Origin of the sequence: Azotobacter chroococcum (genome assembly GCF_002220155.1) — a bacterium.
Lineage (GTDB): Bacteria > Pseudomonadota > Gammaproteobacteria > Pseudomonadales > Pseudomonadaceae > Azotobacter > Azotobacter chroococcum.
This window is the reverse complement of the sequence record NZ_CP011835.1, coordinates 4036018-4061309: the sequence shown is the minus strand read 5'-3', so window position 1 is coordinate 4061309 and position 25292 is coordinate 4036018. Positions and strand designations below refer to the sequence as shown.

The following is a 25292-nucleotide window of genomic DNA, read 5'->3' as shown; positions in this document are numbered from 1 at the left end:
AGCAGGGAAATTGCAAAAAATTGGCTTGGTGATGCTCTCATGGGGAGTCGCTTTACCTTGTGTGATGAGAAGTCACGACAGGGGCGCTGCCAGGGGCAACTTCCTGCTGGCCAGGGTGGCGTCGGGTGTGCTCATGTCGATACCCCTGACCCTTCTCGGTTGAGTGACCCATCGGAAGAGGACATGCGCAGTCTTGCCAGGCATTGCTGCATGCACCCGGGCGGCCTGATCCGCACGCGACGCGGCCGCACTGCAGGCACGGGGCACCAGCAGGGGCGAGTGAAAGAGCAATAGTTCAGAAGCGAGCACGGAAACCGTGTCGACATACAAAACTGGCGGTCCCGCTATCATCGGAAAATTTCCTTTAGACCGGAGACTTTGCGTCGCCATCTTTCGATGGTTTTGCCTTTTTCAGTTCAGCTTCCGCTCACCGTGGAGTGAGTTGACCCAGGGAGCGAAGCTGTGGCGCTCCAAAAGACAGCGCTATCTTTGCAAGCAGGCTAACGATAACATGCTGTTATACATTCGTATATGTTGACTTCGATGAACGGTTGACTGACCGAAACATTGCAATCTTCGTTAGCTACTTGCGGTGAAAAGGAGCAAATAAGGAGCAACCCTGCCGGATTGGAGGAGTCCTTGGGTAACGGGAAGAGCTCGTTTGGCTGTAACCCGCCCTTAACTGCACGGACTGGCTGAAAGGGCCTTGGTGGCAGTGTCCAGGCCGACCGATAGGCGGCGAAGCAAGCATCTGGTTTAGCGCTGCCCGGCATTCCTGGTCCGTCAGGGAGGCGTAGGCCTCTGCCTCGAAGGCCTGGCGCGCCTCCTCGTCCAGCGGGCGGACGCAAAAGCTTGCGCCGCAATGAATGCCCCGTTAAGCGGCAGGTGGATTCGCCAGGGGGCGCCTGCCGACAAGACGGCCGGCTTGCCGGCCTTGGTGGTAGCGCTCAGGCTCCGGCGGTCTGGATGCTCGTCTGATACGCCGCGACGAAGTCGTCGAAGCTGCCGCTGTCGCGGCGTTCCAGTTCGGCCTGCTCGGCCAGCGAGGCGCGGGCCTCGGCTTCGAAGGCCTGGCGCTCCTCCTCGCCCAGCGGGCGGGCGCGAAAGCTTTCGGCGTGGGCCAGGCTCTGGCGCAGGGCGAAGGCGCGGAAGCTTTCGCCGCGTTCGCGCAGGGTCGCGAGGACTCTGGCCGAGGGGGTGAGCTCGGGGTTGGCGACCTTGGCCTGCTGGGCGTGCAGGGCGCTCGCGTAGCCGTCGCCGCCGTAGGCCCGGTCGAGCAGCTCGGCGCAGGGCTGCAGGCGTTCGAGCAACTCGCCGGCCCAGTCGGCGAAGAGTACCGGCTTGCCCCGGCGCTGCAGGTGCAGGCCGGGGCGGCGGCCTTCCTTGACCACCTTGAGGAAGTTGCCGGTGCAGCTGGCGCATTCGTCCGGGGCGAGGCAGGGGCTGTCCTCGAGGGCGCAGAACAGCAGGAAGGCGTCGAGGAAGCGCGCCTCGTCGAGGTCGATGCCCAGCGGCAGGAAGGGGTCGATGTCTAGGCAGCGCACCTCGACGTACTGCACGCCGCGGGCGACCAGCGCCTGGATCGGCCGCTCGCCGCTGCCGGTGATGCGCTTGGGGCGGATGCTCGAGTAGTACTCGTTCTCGATCTGCAGCACGTTGGTGTTCAGTTGCAGCCATTCGCCGTCGCGCTGAGTGCCGATCGCGGCGTACGGCGCATAGGGCGTGGAAACTGCCCGGCGCAGGCTGTCGGTGTAGCTGGCCAGGTCGTTGTAGCAGGGGGTCAGGCCGGCCTGGGCGTTGTTCTGGTAGCCCAGGTCGCTCATCCGCAGGCTGGTCGCCCAGGGCAGGTAGAGGGTGTCGGCGTCGAGCTCCTGCAGATGGTGCGGTCGATCGCGCAGGAAACTCCTGTCGAGCGCCGGCGAGGCGCCGAACAGGTACATCAAGAGCCAGCTGTAGCGGCGGAAGTTGCGGATCAGCGCGATGTAGCGTTCGGACTGGAAGTCGCGGACGCTGCGGGTGTCGCCCTCGGCCTGCTGGAGCAGCGGCCAGAGCGCTTCCGGCAGGGAGAAGTTGTAGTGGATGCCGGCGATGCACTGCATGGTCTTGCCGTAGCGCAGCGCCAGTCCCTTGCGGTAGACGTGCTTGAGCCGGCCGATGTGGGAGCGGCCGTAGCGGGCGATGGGGATGTCCTCTTCCGCCGGCAGCGGGCAGGGCATCGACGGGCTCCACAGGTATTCGCCGTCGAGCGTGGCGCAGGCGAAGCGCTGGATGCGCTCCAGGTCGGCGAGGGTCGCCGCCGGGTCGGTCTCGACGGGGGTGATGAACTCCAGCAGCGCCTCGGAGTAGTCGGTGGTGATCTGCGGGTGGGTCAGCGCCGAGCCCAGTGTCTCTGGGTGAGGGGTCTGCGCCAGCTCGCCATTGCCATCGACGCGCAGGCATTCCCGCTCGATGCCGTGCAGGCAGTGCCTGAGCAGGGACTGGTTGGCGGGCTCGCCCAGCAGGGCCAGGCGGCGGGAAAGTAGCTCGCTCAAGTTCGGATTCCTTCAGGCACGGTCGGCCCAATATGGGGACGGACGGACGGCTATACAAGTATCGTCGGCCCGGGGCCGGAGGGGAAATGGCGGCGGCAGGACAGGAGCATGGCGCCGCTTGTGGTGGGAAAGGCCGGCGGCCGTTTCCCACCCTGCCCAAAGCGGGGCAACGGAACGCCTACAGGCGGGCGAAGGTGGCCAGCGCCTTGGCCACCAGCTTGCCGTGCTGGTGCACCTCGGCCTCGATCACCTGGGTGCGCTTGCCGCTGTGCTCGACCCAGGCGCGGCAGGTCAGCTCGCCCTCGCTGACCGGGCGGATGTAGTTGACCTTGCACTCCAGGGTGACGCTGTCCGGCGTGCCGTCGTTGAGGCTGTGGCTGGCCTGGCCCATGGCGCTGTCGATCAGCGAGAACAGCGCGCCGCCGTGCAGCTTGCCGTGCAGGTTGCGCAGGCCGTCGTGCATGGCCAGGCGCACCGTCGCCTCGCCGCCGCCGGCGGACAGGATCTCCAGGCCGAGCAGGCGCCCGAAGGCGCTGCTCCGGCCGACCTCTTCCTCTTGCATGCTCACGCGTTCACTTCCTCAGTTGCTTGGCATTGGCGAACAGCGCGGCCATGGCGTTGTTCGCCGCTGCCGGCTTGTCCTGGCCGGAATGGCGCTCGCTGCGCGGGGCATTGCCGCGCGGCTTGCCGCCGCCGCGCGGGCCCTCGACCTTCTCGCCGGGGGTGTCGCCCATGCGCATGGACAGGCCGACACGGTTGCGCGGGATATCCACCTCCATCACCTTGACCCTGACGATGTCGCCGGCCTTGACCACTTCGTAGGGGTCCTTGACGAACTTCTCCGACAGCGCGCTGATGTGCACCAGACCGTCCTGGTGCACGCCGATGTCGACGAAGGCGCCGAAGTTGGTCACGTTGGTCACCACGCCTTCGAGGATCATCCCCGGCACCAGGTCCTTGAGGCTCTCGACGCCCTCCTGGAACTCGGCGGTCTTGAACTCGGGGCGCGGGTCGCGGCCGGGCTTGTCCAGCTCCTTGAGGATGTCGGTGACGGTCGGCAGGCCGAAGGTCTCGTCGGTGAATCTGGCAGGATCGAGGCGTTTCAGGAAGCCCGAGTCGCCGATCAGCGAACGGATATCGCGGCCGGTGTCGGCGGCGATGCGCTTGACCACCGGGTAGGCCTCCGGGTGCACGCCCGAGGCGTCCAGCGGGTTGTCGCCGTTCATCACCCGCAGGAAGCCGGCGGCCAGCTCGAAGGTCTTGTCGCCCAGGCGCGGCACCTTCTTCAGCTCGGCGCGGCTCCTGAAGGCGCCGTTGGCGTCGCGGTAGGCGACGATGTTGCCCGCCAGGGTCGCGTTGAGGCCGGAGATGCGCGCCAGCAGCGCGGCCGAGGCGGTGTTGACGTCGACGCCGACGGCGTTCACGCAGTCCTCGACCACCGCGTCCAGCGAGCGCGCCAGCTTGAGCTGGGAGACGTCGTGCTGGTACTGGCCGACGCCGATGGCCTTGGGCTCGATCTTCACCAGCTCGGCCAGCGGGTCCTGCAGGCGGCGAGCGATCGACACCGCGCCGCGCAGCGACACGTCGAGCTCGGGGAATTCGCGGGCCGCCAGCTCGGAAGCCGAATAAACGGAGGCGCCGGCCTCGCTGACCATGATCTTGGTGAGCTTCAGGTCCGGGTGCTTTTTGATCAGCTCGCCGGCCAGCTTGTCGCTCTCGCGGCTGGCGGTACCGTTGCCGATGGCGATCAGCTCCACCGCATGCCTGGCGCAGAGTCTGGCGAGGGTCGCCAGGGTGCCGTCCCAGTCGTTCTTCGGCGCGTGCGGGTAGACGGTGGCGGTGTCCAAGAGCTTGCCGGTGGCATCCACCACGGCGACCTTGCAGCCGGTACGCAGGCCCGGGTCGAGGGCCAGGGTCACCCGCGGGCCGGCCGGGGCGGCGAGCAGCAGGTCGTGCAGGTTGCGGGCGAACACGTTGATGGCCTCGGTTTCGGCGGCCTCGCGCAGCTCGCCGAAGAGGTCGGTTTCCAGGTGGGTGTAGAGCTTGACCTTCCAGGTCCAGCGCACCACCTCGGCCAGCCACTTGTCGGCGGCGCGGCCCTGGTTGCTGATGCCGAAGCGCTCGCCGATCATCCCTTCGCAGGGGTGCATGCTGCCCGGCAGCTCCTCGCCGACCCTGAGGGCGGCGCTCAGCACGCCCTCCTGGCGCCCGCGAAAGATCGCCAGGGCGCGGTGCGAGGGCGCACCCTTGAGCGGCTCGTCGTGCTCGAAGTAGTCGCTGAACTTGGCGCCCTCCTGCTCCTTGCCGGCGACCAGGCGGGCGCTCAGGGTGGCCTCGGTCTTGAGGAAGCCGCGCAGCCGTTCGAGCAGGGTGGCGTCCTCGGCGAAGCGCTCCATGAGGATGTACTTGGCGCCTTCCAGCACCGCTTTCACATCGGCGAAGCCCTTCTCGGCATCGACGAAGCGTGCCGCCTCGGCCTCGGGGGCCAGCCCGGGGTTGCCGAACAGCGCGTCGGCCAGTTCGCCGAGGCCGGCCTCCAGGGCGATCTGGCCCTTGGTGCGGCGCTTCTGCTTGTACGGCAGGTACAGGTCTTCCAGGCGCGTCTTGGTGTCGGCCAGGTTGATCTCGCGCGCCAGTTCCGGGGTCAGCTTGCCCTGTTCCTCGATGCTGGAAAGGATCGCCGTGCGCCGCTCCTGCAGCTCGCGCAGGTAGCGCAGACGCTCCTCCAGGGTACGCAGCTGGGTGTCGTCGAGGCTGCCGGTCACTTCTTTGCGGTAGCGGGCGATGAAGGGCACGGTGGCGCCCTCGTCGAGCAGCGCCACGGCGGCGGCGACCTGTTGCGGGCGGACGCCGAGTTCCTCGGCGATGCGGGCGTTGATGCTGTCCATATGACTTCCTGCTTGGGCGGGGGAAGGTGGCCGCAGCGGCCACAGGGGAGGGCGATTATAACGGCCGGGCACAGGCGCGGCGGCCTTGTGTTTTCCCCGGCGACTGTCCACCATGCCGGCCATTAAATGGCGATGCGCCATTATGCGTGCGGAGATCGCCGCTGGCCCGTCCCCTCCACCTGGATTGCAGTCGAATGTTCCGCCCGAGGCGACCGCGCAGAAGTCGAATGGGCACCGCCGTCGCCGTGCTGGGCCTGTTCCTCGGCGGCCTGTTCGGCGCGCTGGCGCAGGACTGGGATTTCGCCCGCATCCTCGAGCGGGCGGAGAAGCTCTACGGGCCGCTGGGCGAAGGGCGCGCGCGGCTCGTCGCCTGGCAGAGCCTGCTGGCCGACAGCGCCAGGGACAGCGAGCTGGACAAGCTGCGTACCATCAACGATTTCTTCAACCTGCGCCTGCAGTTCAAGGACGACGCCGTGCTCTGGCGCCAGGCCGACTACTGGGCCACGCCGGTCGAGGCGCTGCGCCGCGGTGCCGGCGACTGCGAGGATTTCGCCATCGCCAAGTACGTCAGCCTGCGCCGCCTCGGCGTGCCCGCCGGCAAGCTGCGCATCACCTACGTCAAGGCGCTGCGCCTGAACCAGGCGCACATGGTGCTCACCTACTATCCGCGTCCGGATGCGGTGCCGCTGGTGCTCGACAATCTGGTCGGCGAGATCCTCCCGGCCAGCCGGCGCGACGACCTGCTGCCGGTGTACGCCTTCAACGGCGAGGGCCTCTGGCTGCCCGGCGGTGCGGGCGACAGGAAGGTCGGCGACAGCAAGCGGCTGTCGCGCTGGCAGGATCTGCTGAAGAAGATGCAGGCCGAGGGTTTCCCGCTGCAGCATTAGGAGCCGAAATGTCGCTGTTCAAACAGCTGTTGATCGCCATCTGCCTGTTCCTGCTGGTCGCCTTTGCCGGCAGTTTCGTGGTCAGCCTGGAAACCTCGCGCGGCCAGTACGCCAACCAGCTGCGCGCCCACGCCCAGGACGCCGCCACCGCCCTCGGCCTGTCCCTCGCGCCGCACATCGACGATCCGGCGATGGCCGAGCTGATGGTCAGCTCGATCTTCGACAGCGGCTACTACTCGAGCATCCGGGTGGTCGGCCTGGACGACAGGGTCATCGTCGAGCGCCAGGGCGGGCCGGACGGCGGCAATGCGCCGGACTGGTTCGCCCGGCTGGTCGGCCTGCGCGCCGAGGGTGCCGACGCCATCGTCAGCCGCGGCTGGCAGCAGGCGGCGCGGATCGAGGTGATCAGCCATCCGCTGTTCGCCATCGACCGCCTCTGGCAGAGCGCGCTGGGCTGGCTCGGCTGGCTGCTGCTCTGCGGGTTGGTCAGCGCCGTGCTTGGCGCCCTGCTGCTGCGCCGCCAGCTGCGGCCGCTGGACTATCTGGTCGAGCAGTCGCGGGCCATCGCCCGGCGGGAATTCCTCAGCCTGCCCGAGCTGCCGCGCACCCCGGAGCTGCGCCGGGTGGTCGAGGCGATGAACCAGATGGTGGAAAAGCTCAAGGCGCTGTTCCGCGAGGAGGCCCTGCGCAGCGAGCGGCTGCACGCCGAGGCCTACCGCGACAGCCTCACCGGGCTCGGCAACCGCCGCCATTTCGACCTCCAGCTGCAGTCGCGGCTGACCGGCGAGGAGCGGGCCAGCAGCGGCTTCATGCTGCTGCTGCGCATCGACGATCTGGTCGGCCTCAACCAGCGCCTGGGCGGGCAGCGTGCCGACCGTCTGCTGGTCGCGGTGGCCGAGCAGCTGCGCCTGGCCTGTGCCGGGCATGACCTGCTGGCGCGCACCCGCGGCGGCGAGTTCGCCATCCTCGCGGCGGGTCTGGAGCGCGATGCAGCCGAGCAGCTGGCCGAGCGGCTCGACCAGGCCATGAGCAGCCTCTACCACACCGGCACCTGCGATCGCCTGCCGGTCGCCCATATCGGCCTGACGCCCTTCAGCGCCGGAGAGGCGCCGGGAGAGCTCTATCGCGCCCTCGACGAGGCGCTGGCCCAGGCCTCCAGCCAGAGCGGGCCGCGCTGGGCCTGCGGCGAGCCCGGCGCCGTGGCGCCGCCGGCGGACGAGCGGGACGGCTGGTATCGCCGGCTCGACCACGCCCTTCGGGAAGGGTTGTTCCAGCTGCACTTCCAGCCGGTGGTCGGCGCCGGCGAGTCCGGGCGCGTCCTCCACTACAAGGTGCTCGCCCGCCTGCCAGACGGGCAGGACCGGTTGTTGCCGGCGGGGCAGTTCCTGCCCTGGCTGGAGCGTTTCGGCTGGAGCACGCGCCTTGATCTGACCATGCTCGAGCAGGTCCTGCGGCACCTGGAGGTGCACGACGGTCAGCTCGCCCTCAGCCTGACCGGGGCCACGCTGCGCGATCCCCCGGCCCTCGAGCGGCTGGCCGAGCTGCTGCAGCGTCATGCCCGCCTGGGGGGGCGGCTGATTCTCGAGGCGGACGAGGAGCAACTGCCCGAGCCGGGGGCGCTGGAGGCCCTGGTCCGGCGCCTGCACGAGCTGGGTTGCGGTCTCGGCGTGCAGCACTTCGGCGGGCGCTTCAGCCTGATCGGTAACCTCGCCCGGCTCGGCCTCGCCCACCTCAAGGTGGATGGCAGCTACATCCGCGACATCGAGCGCGAGGACGACAAGCGGCTGTTCATCGAGGCCATGTATCGCGCGACCCACAGCATCGACCTGCCGCTGATCGCCGAGCGGGTGGAAAGCGACGGGGAATGGCAGGTCGTGCAGGCGATGGGCTTCGCCGGCGGGCAGGGGCGCCGGCTCGGCGAGCCGGCGCCCTGGCCATGGGGACTGTAAACAGGCTGGCGGGCCTTCAGATCAGCCCGCCGTCCTCCTCGTCGAGCAGCCGCTGGCGTCCCTGCAGCGCGTCGCGCGCCCGGCTGCGCCCGGCCAGCTTGGCCTGGGCGGCCTCCGGCAGGTCGGTGATGCGCAGCACGCCCTTGTCGATCAGCGCGTAGATCAGGTCTTCCAGCACCCGGATCATTTCCAGATCGCTCTGGCGCAACTGCAGCAGGCTGCTCTGCGCCGCCTGCCCGGCTTTCCAGGCCAGGGCCTCGGGACTGGCCGCGTCGATTCCGCCGTCCATGTCCTCGAACGGCACCTGTTCCACCCGCAGCAGTTGGCCGTGGGCATCGCGTTTCACATACAGCATCGAGCCTCCCGCTCGCATGACCAATGGGTGAGCTGGCAAGCCGCCGCCGGGAGGCGGCAGGGCAGGCCGGTCAGGTGTTCTCCACCTTGGCGACCGATTGCTTGACCAGCTCGGTGATGATGTCGTTCGCCGTGGAGCCGTAGGCGGACAGATCCAGCGCGCCGCCGGCCCCGTCCTGCAGCTGGATGGTCGCATCCGCGGTTCCGCCCGTGTCGAACTCCCCGGTCGTGCTGATGCGCAGGGTCGAGGTGCCCTGGTCCAGCTGCAGGAACTCGAGAATGTTGCTTTCACCGGCCCCCTGGAGCAGGTCGCTCAGGTCGAGGCTGTCGCCTTCGCTGGGGGCAAAGTCGGTGACGACATCGTTGCCGGTATCGCCGGCGCGCCAGACGAAGGTATCGGCGCCGTCGCCGCCGGTCAGGGTGTCGTCGCCCGCGCCGCCGATGAGGATGTCGTCCTCGTCGCTGCCGATCAGCAGGTTGTCGGCACTGTCGCCGGCCAGGGCCGAGCCGCTGTCGCCGGCCGCCAGGGTCGACTCCGGCTCGAAAGTCACGCTCAGGGTCTGTTCGGCACTGCTGTCGCCATCGCCGTCCTCGGCGGTGGCGTAGAGCTCGATCTGCTGGGCATGGGTGCTGGACTGGCCGGAAACCGCTTCGAGCTCCAGCTTGAACGAGGTGCTGGCGGTGTCGCTGGTGAGGGTGATGCTGGCGATTCGCGCGCCTGCGTCCGTGATGGTGAAGGCGATGTCCAGCGCACTGCCGTGCGTGCCCTGGCTGTTCTGGCCCTGAACGGTGCCGGTGGCAATCTGCGCGCCGGAGGCGTCGAAGGCCTGCCAGGTGAGGCTTTCACCATATCCCAGCTGCAGGGCGGTCAGGCTGAGGGAGGACATGCCGGCGGCGGCGTTTGTCGACTGGTCGATGAACTGGAAGGTCAGTTTTTCGCCCTGATCGATGCTCTGTCCGTCGGAGACGCCGAAGGAGAAGTTGCTGGTGTTGACGGTCGCCGCCGTGCCATTGGACTCCAGGGCGGTGGCCACCAGATTGAACTGCTCGCCAAGGGCGGCCGAGACCGTGTAGGAGTCCTGGTTGCCGCCGGAGATGGTGAAGTTCTCCTGGGTGGCCGTGGTGATGGCGGGGTCCAGATCCTGGAGCAGCTCGATGCTGTACAGGCCGGTCAGCGGATTGGCCGAGACCGTGAAGATCGCGGTGCTGGTCCCCGCGACCACGGCAGTCAGCGAGCCGTCCGGGTTGCTGACATAGGTGAGCTTGCTGCCCTGGTAGGTCAGGTAGGCCGCGGTCGTGGTGCCGTCTTCGTTGAGCGTGGTGGACAGAATGTAGCCGCTGGCGTCGACCGCGCCCCTGAAGCTGATGCTCGCGCCATCCAGATCGACGATCGGCTCGAGGTTGAGGTCGCCGATGGCCGTCGTGCCCGCCTCCAGGTTCAGCACGGCCGGCGCCGGGGTGCCGAGGGCCGGCTGGGTGTCGGTGATCAGGATGTCCAGGCTGTCGCTGGCGGTCTGGCCGTTGGCGTCGGTGAGCAGCAGGGCGAAGGAGTCGATCACGCTGGCGTCGCCGGCACTGTGGTCCTGGGCGCCGTCCACCGTATAGCGGTAGCTGACGCTGCTGCCGTCGAAGCCGGTGAGGGTCAAGAGGCCCTTGGCGGTGTCGAGGGTCACCGGGGTGGCGGGGCTCAGCGCCTGGAGCTGGGCGAGGGTCAGGGTGGTGCCGGCGATCTGCAGGGAAACGATGCCGGCCGCGCCGGCGAGGCTGAAGCTGCCGGTGATCGGCGCGCCGGCGTCCTCGGCGATGGAGTGATCGCCCAGGAGCGGGCCGTTGCTGTCCGGCACCGTGATGCTCGGCGGTGCGTCGGTATGGCCCTCGATGCGGATGGTGACGGTGGCGATCGCCTGGTCGCCGTCGGCGTCCTGCACCGTGTAGCTGAAGGTCTCGGTCAGGACCTGCCCGTCCTGGAGCAGGTTGACCAGCGGATGGTCGTTGTTCAGCACGTAGTCGTAGCTGCCGTCGGCATTGAGGGTGACGCTGCCGTAGAGGGCGGCGTTGCCGGCGCTCCAGCCGGCGAAGGTCACCGGGCCGTCGAAGGCGCTGTCGTTGGCCAGGGCCTCGCCTTCGACTGCGTAGCTGCCGCTGTCCTCGACCAGGGCATGGCTTTCGCCTTCGGCCAGCGGCTGGGTGTCGGTGATCAGGATGTCCACGCTGTCGCTGGCGGTCTGGCCGTTGGCGTCGGTGAGCAGCAGGGCGAAGGAGTCGATCACGCTGGCGTCGCCGGCACTGTGGTCCTGGGCGCCGTCCACCGTATAGCGGTAGCTGACGCTGCTGCCGTCGAAGCCGGTCAGGGTCAGCAGGCCCTTGGCGCTGTCGAGGGTCACCGGGGTGCTGCCCAGGGCCTGGAGCTGGGCGAGGGTCAGGGTGGTGCCGGCGATCTGCAGGGAAACGATGCCGGCCGCGCCGGCGAGGCTGAAGCTGCCGCTGATCGGCGCGCCGGCGTCCTCGGCGATGGAGTGATCGCCCAGGAGCGGGCCGTTGCTGTCCGGCACCGTGATGCTCGGCGGTGCGTCGGTATGGCCCTCGATGCGGATGGTGACGGTGGCGATCGCCTGGTCGCCGTCGGCGTCCTGCACCGTGTAGCTGAAGGTCTCGGTCAGGACCTGCCCGTCCTGGAGCAGGTTGACCAGCGGATGGTCGTTGTTCAGCAGGTAGTTGTAGCTGCCGTCGGCATTGAGGGTGACGCTGCCGTAGAGGGCGGCGTTGCCGGCGCTCCAGCCGGCGAAGGTCACCGGGCCGTCGAAGGCCGTGTCGTTGGCCAGGGCGTCGCCTTCGACTGCGTAGCTGCCGCTGTCCTCGACCAGGGCATGGCTTTCGCCTTCGGCCCGCGGCTGGGTGTCGGTGATCAGGATGTCCAGGCTGTCGCTGGCGGTCTGGCCGTTGGCGTCGGTGAGCAGCAGGGCGAAGGAGTCGATCACGCTGGCGTCGCCGGCACTGTGGTCCTGGGCGCCGTCCACCGTATAGCGGTAGCTGACGCTGCTGCCGTCGAAGCCGGTGAGGGTCAAGAGGCCCTTGGCGGTGTCGAGGGTCACCGGGGTGGCGGGGCTCAGCGCCTGGAGCTGGGCGAGGGTCAGGGTGGTGCCGGCGATCTGCAGGGAAACGATGCCGGCCGCGCCGGCGAGGCTGAAGCTGCCGGTGATCGGCGCGCCGGCGTCCTCGGCGATGGAGTGATCGCCCAGGAGCGGGCCGTTGCTGTCCGGCACCGAGATGCTCGGCGGTGCGTCGGTATGGCCCTCGATGCGGATGGTGACGGTGGCGATCGCCTGGTCGCCGTCGGCGTCCTGCACCGTGTAGCTGAAGTTCTCGGTCAGGACCTGCCCGTCCTGGAGCAGGTTGACCAGCGGGTGATCGTTGTCCAGCACGTAGCCGTAGGTACCGTCGGCATTGAGGGTGACGCTGCCGTAGAGGGCGGCGTTGCCGGCGCTCCAGCCGGCGAAGGTCACCGGGCCGTCGAAGGCCGTGTCGTTGGCCAGGGCGTCGCCTTCGACTGCGTAGCTGCCGCTGTCCTCGACCAGGGCATGGCTTTCGCCTTCGGCCCGCGGCTGGGTGTCGGTGATCAGGATGTCCAGGCTGTCGCTGGCGGTCTGGCCGTTGGCGTCGGTGAGCAGCAGGGCGAAGGAGTCGATCACGCTGGCGTCGCCGGCACTGTGGTCCTGGGCGCCGTCCACCGTATAGCGGTAGCTGACGCTGCTGCCGTCGAAGCCGGTGAGGGTCAAGAGGCCCTTGGCGGTGTCGAGGGTCACCGGGGTGGCGGGGCTCAGCGCCTGGAGCTGGGCGAGGGTCAGGGTGGTGCCGGCGATCTGCAGGGAAACGATGCCGGCCGCGCCGGCGAGGCTGAAGCTGCCGGTGATCGGCGCGCCGGCGTCCTCGGCGATGGAGTGATCGCCCAGGAGCGGGCCGTTGCTGTCCGGCACCGAGATGCTCGGCGGTGCGTCGGTATGGCCCTCGATGCGGATGGTGACGGTGGCGATCGCCTGGTCGCCGTCGGCGTCCTGCACCGTGTAGCTGAAGTTCTCGGTCAGGACCTGCCCGTCCTGGAGCAGGTTGACCAGCGGGTGATCGTTGTCCAGCACGTAGCCGTAGGTACCGTCGGCATTGAGGGTGACGCTGCCGTAGAGGGCGGCGTTGCCGGCGCTCCAGCCGGCGAAGGTCACCGGGCCGTCGAAGGCCGTGTCGTTGGCCAGGGCGTCGCCTTCGACTGCGTAGCTGCCGCTGTCCTCGACCAGGGCATGGCTTTCGCCTTCGGCCCGCGGCTGGGTGTCGGTGATCAGGATGTCCAGGCTGTCGCTGGCGGTCTGGCCGTTGGCGTCGGTGAGCAGCAGGGCGAAGGAGTCGATCACGCTGGCGTCGCCGGCACTGTGGTCCTGGGCGCCGTCCACGGCGTAGCTGTAGCTGATCTCGCCGGTGGCGCCGTCGAAGCCGGTGAGGGTCAGCAGGCCCTTGGCGCTGTCGAGGGTCACCGGGGTGCTGCCCAGGGCCTGGAGCTGGGCGAGGGTCAGGGTGGTGCCGGCGATCTGCAGGGAAACGATGCCGGCCGCGCCGGCGAGGCTGAAGCTGCCGGTGATCGGCGCGCCGGCGTCCTCGGCGATGGAGTGATCGCCCAGGAGCGGGCCGTTGCTGTCCGGCACCGTGATGCTCGGCGGTGCGTCGGTATGGCCCTCGATGCGGATGGTGACGGTGGCGATCGCCTGGTCGCCGTCGGCGTCCTGCACCGTGTAGCTGAAGGTCTCGGTCAGGACCTGCCCGTCCTGGAGCAGGTTGACCAGCGGATGGTCGTTGTTCAGCACGTAGCCGTAGCTGCCGTCGGCATTGAGGGTGACGCTGCCGTAGAGGGCGGCGTTGCCGGCGCTCCAGCCGGCGAAGGTCACCGGGCCGTCGAAGGCGCTGTCGTTGGCCAGGGCCTCGCCTTCGACTGCGTAGCTGCCGCTGTCCTCGACCAGGGCATGGCTTTCGCCTTCGGCCAGCGGCTGGGTGTCGGTGATCAGGATGTCCACGCTGTCGCTGGCGGTCTGGCCGTTGGCGTCGGTGAGCAGCAGGGCGAAGGAGTCGATCACGCTGGCGTCGCCGGCACTGTGGTCCTGGGCGCCGTCCACCGTATAGCGGTAGCTGACGCTGCTGCCGTCGAAGCCGGTCAGGGTCAGCAGGCCCTTGGCGCTGTCGAGGGTCACCGGGGTGCTGCCCAGGGCCTGGAGCTGGGCGAGGGTCAGGGTGGTGCCGGCGATCTGCAGGCTGGCGATGCCGGCCTCGCTGGCGAGGCTGAAGCTGCCGGTGATCGGCGCGCCGGCGTCCTCGGCGATGGAGTGATCGCCCAGGAGCGGGCCGTTGCTGTCCGGCACCGAGATGCTCGGCGGTGCGTCGGTATGGCCCTCGATGCGGATGGTGACGGTGGCGATCGCCTGGTCGCCGTCGGCGTCCTGCACCGTGTAGCTGAAGTTCTCGGTCAGGACCTGCCCGTCCTGGAGCAGGTTGACCAGCGGATGGTCGTTGTTCAGCAGGTAGTTGTAGCTGCCGTCGGCATTGAGGGTGACGCTGCCGTAGAGGGCGGCGTTGCCGGCGCTCCAGCCGGCGAAGGTCACCGGGCCGTCGAAGGCGCTGTCGTTGGCCAGGGCCTCGCCTTCGACTGCGTAGCTGCCGCTGTCCTCGACCAGGGCATGGCTTTCGCCTTCGGCCCGCGGCTGGGTGTCGGTGATCAGGATGTCCAGGCTGTCGCTGGCGGTCTGGCCGTTGGCGTCGGTGAGCAGCAGGGCGAAGGAGTCGAGCACGCTGGCGTCGCCGGCACTGTGGTCCTGGGCGCCGTCCACCGTATAGCGGTAGCTGACGCTGCTGCCGTCGAAGCCGGTCAGGGTCAGCAGGCCCTTGGCGGTGTCGAGGGTCACCGGGGTGCTGCCCAGGGCCTGGAGCTGGGCGAGGGTCAGGGTGGTGCCGGCGATCTGCAGGCTGGCGATGCCGGCCGCGCTGGAGACGCTGAAGCTGCCGCTGATCGGCGCGCCGGCGTCCTCGGCAATGCTGGCGTCGCCGGCGAGTGCGCCGTTGCCGTCGGGCACTTCGATAAGTGGCTCGCCGAGCGGCTGGACGCTGATGATGGCCGTTGCCGGACTGGTGTCTGTCAGGCCGTCGTTGTCGACGGCGGCATAGGTGAAGCTGGTTTCACCGTTCCAGTCGGCATTCGGCACGAAGGTGAGAGTGGCGGAATTGCCGGAGGCCGGCACCACGCTGCCGATGGCCAGCACGGTAGTGCCGAGCATCAGCGTGCCGTTTTCCGGCAGCGACTGGATGACGAAGGAGGCGACGCCGCCGTCGGCGTCGGCGTCGGTGCCGGAGAGGGTGACCGGGACCTCGCTGTCCTCGTTTCCGCTGGCGACGCTGTCGAAGGTTTCGGGGGCATCGTTCAGCGGGGTGACGCTACCGTTGACCGTGGCGGTGGCCGTGGCGCTGCCGTCGCTGACGGTGTAGTCGAAAGACGCCGGGCCGTTGTAGTCGGGGGCCGGGGTGAACAGCAGCTGGCCGTTGCTCAGGGTGACGCGGCCGTTGTCGACCTCGACGGTCTGGCCTTCGGCGATGGCCTGGCCGTTGACCGCGGTGACGGTCAGTTCGTCGCCGTCCGGATCGGAGTCGTTGGCACGCACGTCGATGGCGACGCTGCCATCCTCGGCGACGGTGAAGCTGTCCGGGGCGGCGAGCGGAGCATCGTTCACCGGCGTGACGCTGCCGTTGACCGTGGCGGTGGCCGTGGCGCTGCTGTCGCTGACGGTGTAGTCGAAAGACGCCGGGCCGTTGTAGTCGGGGGTCGGGGTGAACAGCAGCTGGCCGTTGCTCAGGGTGACGCGGCCGTTGTCGACCTCGACGGTCTGGCCTTCGGCGATGGCCTGGCCGTTGACCGCGGTGACGGTCAGAGGATCGCCGTCCGGGTCGCTGTCGTTGGCACGCACATCGATGGCGACGCTGCCGTCCTCGGCAACGGTGAAGCTATCGGGAGCGGCGGAGGGGGCATTGTTGCCGGGTACAGGCTGTGTCTCGTCCTCGTCCGGCCGGTCGAGCAGGTCCCGTTCCACGGGACCCTCGAAGGCATTGCCGATTCCCAGGGTCGGGTAGCCGATGATCGGGTCCAGCTGCTGGCCCGTCTCGCTCAGGACGATGAAGGTATGGCCGCCCCCCGAAGCGTTGGTGCCGCCCGTGGCGCCCGGACCGGCGGCGGTGGGTTCGAGTCCGGTGGTCGGGTCGAAGCCCTCGGCGATCGCCCGCTCCAGATCGGAGGCGGGCTCGTCGGTCGCCTGCTCAGTGTCTTCGTCGTTCTGCGCCACGGCCTGCCAGGTGCTGGAGCTGCCCAGCCGGAGGGTTTCGCCGTTGGCCAGTTCCAGCACCACCGAGCCATCCGCTCCGGTGAGGATCTGCTCGCCCGGCAGCAGCCGTTCCCCTTCGAAGAGCGGCCGCTTGATGCCCTCCGTGGTGAGGACGAAAACCTGCCCTGTGACGCTTTTGACGACGGCGACTGCACTGCTCATACCGATGCTCCATGCGCTTGCTGGAATGGCCTTTACGCTCGGGACTGACGTATTTCAATGACTGCAGTCAATAAAGTGACGACATCGGTTCCTGGCGAATTGATATTGCCAAAGTATTGACCCTGGCAGCAGTGATCCTAAACAATAGGGGCTAATATGTCACTTCAATATCAGTCTGGCATCTTGGTGATATCAGTGCTGCCGCAGGACCCTAAAGCGAGCCGGTTTGGCTGACGTTTCGCTTCACCCGTCCTGCCAGGCGAAATCAGCCGGTCGCTTGAAAGGAATCCCAAGCATGAAGCGTTTCACAGCCCTTCTCCCCCTGGCACTGGCCATTTCCCTCCCGGCCAGCGGGCAGACCTTGCAGGAAGCCATGCGCAGTGCGCTGGAGTATCATCCGGAAGTCCAGTCGGCGCTCAACGCCCGGCTGTCGGTGGACGAGAGTCTGAAGGCGGCGAAGGGGGGTTACCTGCCCAAGGTTGACCTGCTGATGGGTTACGGCTGGGAGGGTTCCGACAATCCGACCACGCGTGGCGACGGAGACCATCGCAAGACCCTGACCCGTGGCGAGTCGTCGCTGAGCCTGCAGCAGATGCTGTTCGACGGCTTCGCCACCGACAGCGAGGTGGCGCGTCAGCGGGCCACGGTGAACTCGCGGGCCCTGGAACTGATGGGCATCTCCCAGCGCACCGCGCTGAAGACCGCCGAGGTCTACCTGGATGTGCTGCGGCGCCAGGAATTCGTGCGCCTGGCCGAATACAACCTGCGCAGCCACGAACGGGTCTACGAGCAGATCACCCAGCGCAGCGCCCGCGGCGTCGGGCGCATGGCCGACCAGGAGCAGGCCGAGGCGCGCCTGGCGCAGGCGCGCAACAACCTCATCACCGAGCAGACCAACCTGGCGGACGCCAAGGTCAACTATTTCAGCGTGGTCGGCCGGCCGGCGGAGAATCTCAGCCCGCCGGACGGGCTGGCCGGGCTGGTGCCGGAAGACCTGCTGGCCGCGCGCCAGGAGATGCTGCAGAACAACCCCTTCCTGCGTTCCTCCGAAGCCGACGTGGATGCCGCCGATGCCCAGTATCAGGCGGCCAGGTCCACCTACTACCCGCGCTTCGACGTGGAGCTGGCGAACGGCTACAACGACGACCTGGACGGCACCAAGGGCCACGACAACTCCTGGCAGGCGATGGTGCGCATGCGCTACAACCTGTTCCACGGCGGCAGCGACAAGGCCGACATCCAGTCCAAGGCCCACCAGATCGACGAGGCCAGGGACATCCGCAACAACACCCTGCGGGTGCTGAACGAGGAAATCGGCCTGGCCTGGAACTCCATGCGCAACGCCCAGCAGCAGTACCCGATCTCCGAGCAGTATGCCGAGCGTGCCCGCCGCGTGCGCGACGCCTACCAGCAGCAGTTCACCATCGGCGAGCGGACCCTGCTCGACCTGCTGGACAGCGAGAACGAACTCTTCACCTCCTCGCGCCGGCGCGAGGACATCCGCTTCACCTCGATGTACAGCCAGTACCGGGTCAAGGCGGTGATGGGCTCGCTGATCCAGAGCCAGAGCGTGGTCGCGCCCATGGCCGCCGCGCCGATGGACGACGTGCGGGCTCGGGTGGCCTTGCCGAACATTGATTGAGGAACACGCGCAGGGGCACGCCATGAGCCAGTCCGAGGAGGCGCTCGACGCCGGTCAGCCGCAGACCCATGGCGATCCCCGCGATCGCTGGGACGATCCCCTGCTCGACAGCCTGCTGTCGCTCTGCAGCCTGCACCAGAAGCCGGCCAGCCGGGCCATGCTGAGCGCCGGCCTGCCGCTCGCCGGGCAGCGCCTGACCGTCGAGCTGCTGCCGCGCGCCGCGGCCCGCGCCGGTCTGCGCGGGCGCTGGCTGCGCCGCAGCCTGCGGCAGATCCCGAAACTGGCCATGCCGGCCCTGCTGCTGCTGCACGAGGGGCGCAGCGCCCTGCTGCTCGGCTGGGACGCGCAGGGCCGGGCGCGCCTGCTGCTGAGCGAGAGCGAGGGCGGCGAGGTCGCGGTCGACGCCGCGCTGCTCGAGGAGGACTACGCCGGCCAGGTGTTCTTCGCCCAGCCGCGGCACCGCCTCGACCCCCAGCGTGGGGAGCTGATCCCGCGCACCCGCCACTGGTTCCGCGACACCCTCGCGCGCTCGCGCTGGCTCTATGCCGATGCCCTGGCCGCCAGCCTGCTGATCAGCCTGATCGGCCTGGTCACCCCGCTGTTCGTGATGAACGTGTACGACCGGGTGGTGCCCAACCAGGCCGAGGCCACCCTCTGGGTGCTGGCGATCGGGGTGGCCGGCGCCTACTGCTTCGACCTGCTGCTGAAGACCCTGCGCGGCTTCTGCCTGGACCTGGCGGGCAAGAAGACCGACCTGATCATCTCCGCCACGCTGTTCGAGCGGATCGCCGGCATGCTCATGAAGTGCCGCCCGGCGCGGGTCGGCACCTTCGCCCAGAACATCCACGAATTCCAGAACCTGCGCGAGTTTCTCGCCTCGCTGACCCTGGCCAGCCTGATCGACCTGCCGTTCACCCTGCTGATCCTCGCCGTCATCGCGCTGATCGGCGGGCATCTGGTGTGGATTCCGCTGCTCGCCTTCCCGCTCGCCGCGCTGCTCGGCTGGCTGCTGCAGCGGCCGCTGGGCGAGACCCTGGAGCGCAGCATGGCGCTGTCCGCCGAGCGCCAGTCGGGCCTGATCGAGACGCTCGCCGGGCTCGACGCGGTGAAGGTCAACAATGCCGAGAGCGAGCGCCAATACCTGTGGGAGCAGACCATCGGCGCCCTGAGCCGCCTGGAGCTGCGCGCGCGCATGCTCTCCGGCCTGGCGCTGAACGGCACCGTCCTGCTGCAGCAGCTCAGCGGCACGGCGCTGATCGTCGCGGGGGTCTACCTGATCATCGACGGCCAGCTCAGCATGGGCGGGCTGATCGCCTGCTACATGCTCGGCAGCCGGGCCCTGATGCCGCTGGCCATGCTCTCCGGCCTCCTGGTCCGCTACCAGCAGGCCAGGGTCACGCTGCGCACGGTGAACGACATGCTGGCCCTGCCGCAGGAGCGCAGCGAAGAGGAGCAGCCGCTCAAGCGCCAGACGCTGCAGGGCGCCCTCGAGTTCCGTGCGCTGGACTTCCACTATCCGGGCCAGCAGCAGGCCGCGCTGAGCGGCGTCAACCTGCTGATCAGGCCCGGCGAGAAGGTCGGCATCATCGGCCGCAGCGGCTCGGGCAAGAGTTCACTGGCCCGGCTGGTGGTCGGCCTGCATCAGCCCGATGCCGGCAGCCTGCTGGTCGACGGCGTCGACATGCGCCAGCTGGACATCGCCGACCTACGCCACAACATCGGCTACGTGGCCCAGGACATCCAGCTGTTCTCCGGCACCCTGCGCGACAACCTGACCATGGGCGCGCGCTACGTCGAGGACGGGCTGGTCCTGCAGGCCGCCGAGCTGGCCGGCGTGCACGAGTTCGCCCGCCTGCATCCGCAGGGCTATGCGCTGCAGGTGGGCGAGCGCGGGCAGAACCTGTCCGGCGGCCAGCGCCAGTGCGTGGCCCTGGCCCGGGCCCTGTTGCTCGACCCGCCGATCCTGCTGCTCGACGAGCCGACCAGCGCGATGGACAACACCAGCGAGGAGCGCCTGCGCCAGCGGCTGGCCGGGATGCTCGGCGACAAGACGCTGCTGCTGGTCACCCACCGTACCTCCATGCTCGCCCTGGTCGACCGCCTGCTGATCGTCGATCGCGGGCAGATCGTCGCCGACGGGCCGAAGGCGGTCATCATGGAAGCGCTGAAGAAGGGGCAGATCCGTGTCAGCTGAGCAATCGACGAGCGTGCCCGCCGCGGAGCGCACCGGCTTCTCCGGCGGCCTTTTCGGGCAATCCGAGGCGCCGCTGCCGGAAGTCGGCCGGGCGCTGGTCGAGGACGCGCCGCGACTGGTGCGCCTGACCATCTGGGGCATCCTCGGCTTCGTGCTGTTCTGCCTGGTCTGGGCGCACTTCGCGATCCTCGACGAGGTGACCCGCGGCGAGGGCAAGGCGATTCCCTCCACGCGCCTGCAGAAGATCCAGAACCTCGAGGGCGGCATCGTCGCCGAGCTGTTCGTCCGCGAAGGACAGGTGGTGAATGCCGGCGACCCGCTGCTGCGCCTGGACGACACCCGCTTCACTTCCAACGTCGGCGAGAGCGAGGCCGAGCGCCTGGCGCTGGCCATGCGCGTCGAACGTCTTTCCGCCGAGGTCGATGGGCGCGCCCTGGAGGTGCCGGCGGAGGTCCGGGAGAAGGCCCCGGGGCTGGCCGACAGCGAACTGGCGCTGTTCCGCAGCCGCCAGCAGCAGCTCGGCGACGAGATCGCCGGCCTCGAGGAGCAGCTCACCCAGCGCCGTCAGGAGCGCCGCGAGCTGAGCTCCAAGCAGGCGCAGTTCCGCAACAGCCTGGGCCTGCTGCGCCAGGAGATCAACATGTCCGAGCCCCTGGTGGCCTCCGGGGCGATCTCCCAGGTCGAGGTCCTGCGCCTCAAGCGCGCCGAGGTCGAGAGCCGCGGCCAGCTGGATGCCACCACCCTGGCGATACCGCGGGCGGAGGCGGCGATCAAGGAGATCGAGAGCAAGATCGGCGAGACCCGCGGGCGCTTTCGCAGCGAGGCGCTGACCCAGCTCAACGAGGCGCGCACCGAGCTGGCCAAGCTGGCCTCCAGCGGCAAGGCGCTGGAGGACCGGGTGCGCCGCACCCTGGTCACCTCGCCGGTGCGCGGGGTGGTCAAGCAGCTGCTGGTCAACACCATCGGCGGGGTGATCCAGCCGGGCAGCGACATCCTCGAAGTGGTGCCGCTGGACGACACCCTGCTGGTCGAGGCGCGGGTGCGCCCGCAGGACATTGCCTTCCTGCATCCCGGCCAGGAGGCCATGGTCAAGTTCACCGCCTATGACTACACCATCTACGGCGGCCTCAAGGCCCGGCTGGAGCACATCAGCGCCGACAGCATCATCGACGAGGAGGGCAACAGCTTCTTCCTCATCCACCTGCGCACCGAGAAGAGCCACCTGGGCAGCGACGACAAGCCGCTGCTGATCATTCCCGGCATGGTCGCCTCGGTGGACATCATCACCGGCCAGAAGAGCGTCCTCAGCTACCTGCTCAAGCCGATCCTGCGCGCCCGCGCCGAGGCGTTGCGCGAACGCTGATTCGCCGGGCCGCTGGTGACGGGTAAAATCTGCTAACAATGGTGGGCCGCCCGGCCTCCCCGGGCTGCGTCATAATTGCGCACGATCGTCGCCAGGAGTTTTGATGAACAGCACAGCCAGCGCCACGCCGGAAGGCGAAAAGATCCTCGTCGTCGACGACGACCCCCGTCTGCGCCATCTGCTGGATCGTTTCCTCAGCGAGCAGGGCTACCGCGTGCGGGCGGTGGAGAACGTCGAGCAGATGGACCGCCTGCTCGGCCGTGAAATCTTCAACCTGGTGGTGCTCGACCTGATGCTGCCCGGCGAGGACGGCCTGTCCGCCTGCCGCCGCCTGCGCGAGCGCGACAACCCGGTGCCGATCATCATGCTCACCGCCAAGGGCGACGAGAGCAGCCGCATCCAGGGGCTGGAGCAGGGCGCCGACGACTATCTGGCCAAGCCGTTCAACCCCCGCGAGCTGCTGGCGCGGATCAAGGCCGTGCTGCGCCGCCAGGCGCCGGTGGTGCCGGGCGCACCGACCAGCGAGGACGAGATCGTCAGCTTTGGCGACTACCGGCTGTCGCTGGCCACCCGCGAGCTGATGAAGGGCGACCAGGTGCAGATGCTCACCACCGGCGAGTTCGCCGTGCTCAAGGCGCTGGTCCAGCATGCCCGCGAGCCGCTGACCCGCGACAAGCTGATGAACCTCGCCCGCGGCCGCGAATGGGACGCCCTGGAGCGCTCCATCGACGTGCAGATCTCGCGCCTGCGCCGGCTGATCGAGCCGGACCCGTCCAAGCCGCGCTACATCCAGACCGTCTGGGGCGTCGGCTATGTGTTCGTCCCGGACGGCAACAAGTCGTAGGGCGGAAAACGGCCGCAGGCCTTTTCCGTCGCCAGGCCGAGAGGTGGAAAACCGCTTGGCGGGTTTTCCACCCTGACGCTGATTCCGTGATTGCCTACCGATGAAAACCCCGCTCTGGTTCCCGCAAAGCTTCTTCGCCCGCACCCTCTGGCTGGTGCTGATCGCAGTGCTGTTCTCCAAGGCGCTGACCCTCGTCTACCTGATGCTCAACGAGGACGTGCTGGTGGATCGCCAGTACAGCCACGGCGCCGCGCTGACTCTGCGCGCCTACTGGGCCGCGGACGAGCGCGACCAGCCGCGGATCGCCGAGGCGGCCGGCCTGGTGCGCGGTGCGCCGGAAAACGTGCCGCTCGGCGAGCACCACTGGCCGTACAGCGAGATCTTCCAGCGCCAGATGCAGGACGAGCTGGGGCCGGAGACCCAGGTGCGGATGCGCGCCCAGCCGAACCTGGCGCTCTGGGTCCATGCGCCCAACCTGGGGCAGGACTGGGTACGCATCCCCATGTACCCGCACCCGCTGCGCGGCCAGCGGATCTGGAGCGTGCTCGGCTGGTTCCTCGGCATCGGCCTGCTTTCCACCGCCGCCGCCTGGATCTTCGTCCGCCAGCTGAGCGCGCCGCTCAAGCTGCTGGTGTTCGCCGCCCGGCAGATCGGCCAGGGGCGCAGCGTGCGCCTGCCGGTCAGCGACACGCCGAGCGAGATGACCGAGCTGTACCGCGCCTTCAACCAGATGGCCGCCGACGTCGAGCAGGCCAGCCGCGAGCGCGAGCTGATGCTGGCCGGGGTGTCCCACGACCTGCGCACCCCGCTGACCCGCCTGCGCCTGTCCCTGGAGCTGCTCGGCAACGACTCCGAACTGACCGAGGACATGGTGCGTGACATCGAGGACATGAACGCCATCCTCGACCAGTTCCTCGCCTTCATCCGCGACGGCCGCGACGAACCGGTGGAGCAGCTCGACCTGGGCGAACTGGTGCAGGAGGTGGTGGCGCCGTTCAACCAGAAGGGCGAGAAGGTGTGCCTGTGCTTGCAGCCGATCCCGCCGTTCCCGCTGCGCCGGGTGTCGATCAAGCGGCTGCTCGGCAATCTGGTGCAGAACGCCCTGCGCCACGGCGGCGAGCAGGTCGAGGTCGCCGCCTATGTGGCCGGCGACCAAGGCGCGCCCTACGTGGTTCTCAGCGTGCTCGACCGCGGCGCCGGCATCGACCCGGCCGAGATGGGCGAGATCTTCAATCCCTTCACCCGCGGCGACCGCGCCCGCAGTGGCCCCGGTACCGGCCTGGGGCTGGCCATCGTCAAGCGCATCGCCGCCCAGCACGGCGGCAGCGTCGAGCTGCGCAACCGCCCGGGCGGCGGCCTGGAGGCGCGGGTCTGCCTGCCGCTGGGGTTGATGCTGCCGCGCGACGCGGTGTGAGCAGCAGCCCTTTCAAGGTCTCTTACCTTTCGAGGCCTCGATTACACGGGCCGTAGAGACATGAGCGCGGGCTGCGGCGCTATCGACCCACTCCCGGGTCTTCTTCACCTTGGGGCCACGCTTGCTGGTGGCCACCTGGCCGGGCTTGATGTGCCGTGCCAACTCCAGCAGGCGCTGCGCCAGTGTGCTGGCCGAACCGTCGGCCCACGTGGGCCAGTGCTCCACCGGCAGTGCGACGAGCATCCCCTCGTAACGGCTTCTGACCTGGACTGCCAGGTGGTAGGGGGACGCCTCCCAGCCCTCGGGAAGCTGTTCGCGATGGGCCTGTTCGACACTGCGCTTGAGCACCGCCAGGAGGTTGCAGGCCAGCACCGCCACGGCAAACCCCAGCAACGCTGCCCGGGGATGGCCCAGGCGGCGGATCTCGCTCTGCAAGACCGACTCCAGGCGCTGGAACATCCCCTCGATACGCCAGCGCCGACGGTACAGGTCGGCAATCTGCCGGGCGTCGATCGTCGCGGGCAGGTTGCTCCACAGCCAAAGGACGGACTCGCCCGACTCCGTCGGCCGATCCAGGCGCAACTCGATGCGCCGCCAGGGCCCCTGGCCCTCGTCCAGCCGGATGTCCTGCTCAAGCACCTGCCCGGTTTCCACCCTGCCTCGGTCGTGCCAGGGTCCCTCGTGAACGATGCGCGGATGCCTGGCATCCTGGCGCACGATGAAATCGGCCCGGCCCTGCTGGAGCGACTGGAGAATCGTGCGGGTGCAGAAATGCCGGTCGGCCATCCACAGCTGTCCCGGCCGGGCACTGTCCAGTAGCGGCAGGACGCCGGTGCGTTCGCTTTCATAGGCGTCCTCGCAGACCGCCAGATCGGTCACCAGGTCGAGGTCGGGGTCGTAGACCACCAGCGAATGCCCCGGCAGAGCGGCGGCGCGCTGGTTGCGCAGCGGCGCCAGGCGTTTCTCCGAGGCCGGCAGATGATTGCCGTCGATGATGCGCACCTGCCAGCCGGGCAGGCAGGGCGCTGTGCCCAAGGCCGAGACGACCGGCTCCAGGCGCTGGGCGCTGCCCTGGACCAAGGCCCGCAGCAAGGGCGGCTCGGTACGCCTGACCTTGTCGTACAGCGCCGCCAGCGATACGGGCAGGTGGTCCATCTGGCGCGCGGCGGCATGCAGCGAAGGGCGCAATCCCAGGGAAACCAGCGACATCAGCTCGACCACCGTGGAAAACAGCAGCTCGCGGGGATACTGGCGTTGCCGGTGAGTCTCGAACACTTCGTCGATCCAGGCGGCCGGCATCGCCCGTTCCAGCGCCAGACGTGCCATGACGCTGGCCGGTGCCTGCCTCTCGAAGCGCGCCAGAACTGCATCCCACATCGTCTTACCCTCCCGCTTGATCCTCGGGAGAGTTTACGCAAACACCTTGAAAGGGCTGGGTGTGAGCAGTCCGCGTGAAAACTACTGCGCTCGGCCATGCTGCGTTGAAATCAGGCTCAGAAGCCGCTTGCGGCTAACGCACTTCAGTGCGGCCCCGAAGGGGCGAGCGGAGCGAGTCATGCTCATTTACAACGCGTAAACTGCGCTTCTTCACCTGATTTCGCCTTGCCTGGCCTTCGCTCGCTACGTTTTCACACGGACTGTGAGGAGCGTTCGCCAGGGCAACG

At 68.6% G+C, this 25292-nt stretch carries 13 protein-coding genes and 1 riboswitch; of the genes, 7 read left to right on the top strand and 6 right to left on the bottom strand.

Annotated features, from left to right (window positions below):
- Positions 1 to 331: 331 nt before the first annotated feature.
- Positions 332 to 417, bottom strand: a riboswitch (cyclic di-GMP riboswitch).
- 530 nt (positions 418 to 947) lie between these two features.
- The 3 genes from gshA to ACG10_RS18985 form a co-directional block, all read right to left on the bottom strand.
- Positions 948 to 2531, bottom strand: a complete 1584-nt coding sequence (gene gshA, locus ACG10_RS18995) for a glutamate--cysteine ligase (RefSeq protein ID WP_089169402.1) — start codon at positions 2529 to 2531, stop codon at positions 948 to 950.
- 178 nt (positions 2532 to 2709) lie between these two features.
- A complete protein-coding gene (locus tag ACG10_RS18990) occupies positions 2710 to 3099 on the bottom strand; it encodes a PaaI family thioesterase (RefSeq protein WP_198318971.1) in 390 nt (129 codons plus the stop codon).
- A 4-nt stretch (positions 3100 to 3103) separates the two neighbouring features.
- The gene (locus tag ACG10_RS18985; RefSeq protein WP_089169401.1) at positions 3104 to 5419 is read right to left on the bottom strand and encodes a Tex family protein; all 2316 of its coding nucleotides are present in this window, start codon (positions 5417 to 5419) and stop codon (positions 3104 to 3106) included.
- Between the two features lie 227 nt (positions 5420 to 5646).
- On the opposite strand from ACG10_RS18985, the gene lapG reads away from it, so the two are divergent.
- The gene (lapG, locus tag ACG10_RS18980; protein ID WP_089169400.1) at positions 5647 to 6306 is read left to right on the top strand and encodes a cysteine protease LapG; all 660 of its coding nucleotides are present in this window, start codon (positions 5647 to 5649) and stop codon (positions 6304 to 6306) included.
- 8 nt (positions 6307 to 6314) lie between these two features.
- The gene (lapD, locus tag ACG10_RS18975) at positions 6315 to 8255 is read left to right on the top strand and encodes a cyclic di-GMP receptor LapD (RefSeq protein WP_089169399.1); all 1941 of its coding nucleotides are present in this window, start codon (positions 6315 to 6317) and stop codon (positions 8253 to 8255) included.
- A gap of 16 nt (positions 8256 to 8271) precedes the next feature.
- Here lapD and ACG10_RS18970 read toward each other — a convergent pair whose 3' ends face one another.
- Complete coding sequence (locus tag ACG10_RS18970) at positions 8272 to 8610, bottom strand: tryptophan synthase subunit beta (RefSeq protein ID WP_089169398.1); 339 nt, start codon at positions 8608 to 8610, stop codon at positions 8272 to 8274.
- Positions 8611 to 8680: 70 nt separating this feature from the next.
- Positions 8681 to 16171, bottom strand: a complete 7491-nt coding sequence (locus ACG10_RS18965) for a retention module-containing protein (protein WP_089169397.1) — start codon at positions 16169 to 16171, stop codon at positions 8681 to 8683.
- A 295-nt stretch (positions 16172 to 16466) separates the two neighbouring features.
- Between ACG10_RS18965 and ACG10_RS18960 the strand changes: the two genes are divergently transcribed.
- The 5 genes from ACG10_RS18960 (at position 16467) to ACG10_RS18940 (ending at position 23628) form a co-directional block, all read left to right on the top strand.
- Entirely contained in the window at positions 16467 to 17813 is a 1347-nt protein-coding gene (locus tag ACG10_RS18960) for a TolC family outer membrane protein (RefSeq protein ID WP_089169396.1), read from the top strand.
- A 22-nt stretch (positions 17814 to 17835) separates the two neighbouring features.
- Complete coding sequence (locus tag ACG10_RS18955) at positions 17836 to 20007, top strand: type I secretion system permease/ATPase (RefSeq protein ID WP_089169395.1); 2172 nt, start codon at positions 17836 to 17838, stop codon at positions 20005 to 20007.
- Between the two features lie 13 nt (positions 20008 to 20020).
- A complete protein-coding gene (locus ACG10_RS18950) occupies positions 20021 to 21370 on the top strand; it encodes an HlyD family type I secretion periplasmic adaptor subunit (RefSeq protein WP_089169394.1) in 1350 nt (449 codons plus the stop codon).
- Positions 21371 to 21473: 103 nt separating this feature from the next.
- Positions 21474 to 22214, top strand: a complete 741-nt coding sequence (gene ompR, locus ACG10_RS18945; RefSeq protein WP_089169393.1) for an osmolarity response regulator transcription factor OmpR — start codon at positions 21474 to 21476, stop codon at positions 22212 to 22214.
- Positions 22215 to 22314: 100 nt separating this feature from the next.
- Complete coding sequence (locus tag ACG10_RS18940) at positions 22315 to 23628, top strand: ATP-binding protein (protein ID WP_089169392.1); 1314 nt, start codon at positions 22315 to 22317, stop codon at positions 23626 to 23628.
- Between the two features lie 12 nt (positions 23629 to 23640).
- Here ACG10_RS18940 and ACG10_RS18935 read toward each other — a convergent pair whose 3' ends face one another.
- Positions 23641 to 24954, bottom strand: a complete 1314-nt coding sequence (locus ACG10_RS18935) for an IS4 family transposase (RefSeq protein ID WP_089169946.1) — start codon at positions 24952 to 24954, stop codon at positions 23641 to 23643.
- Positions 24955 to 25292 lie beyond the last annotated feature (338 nt).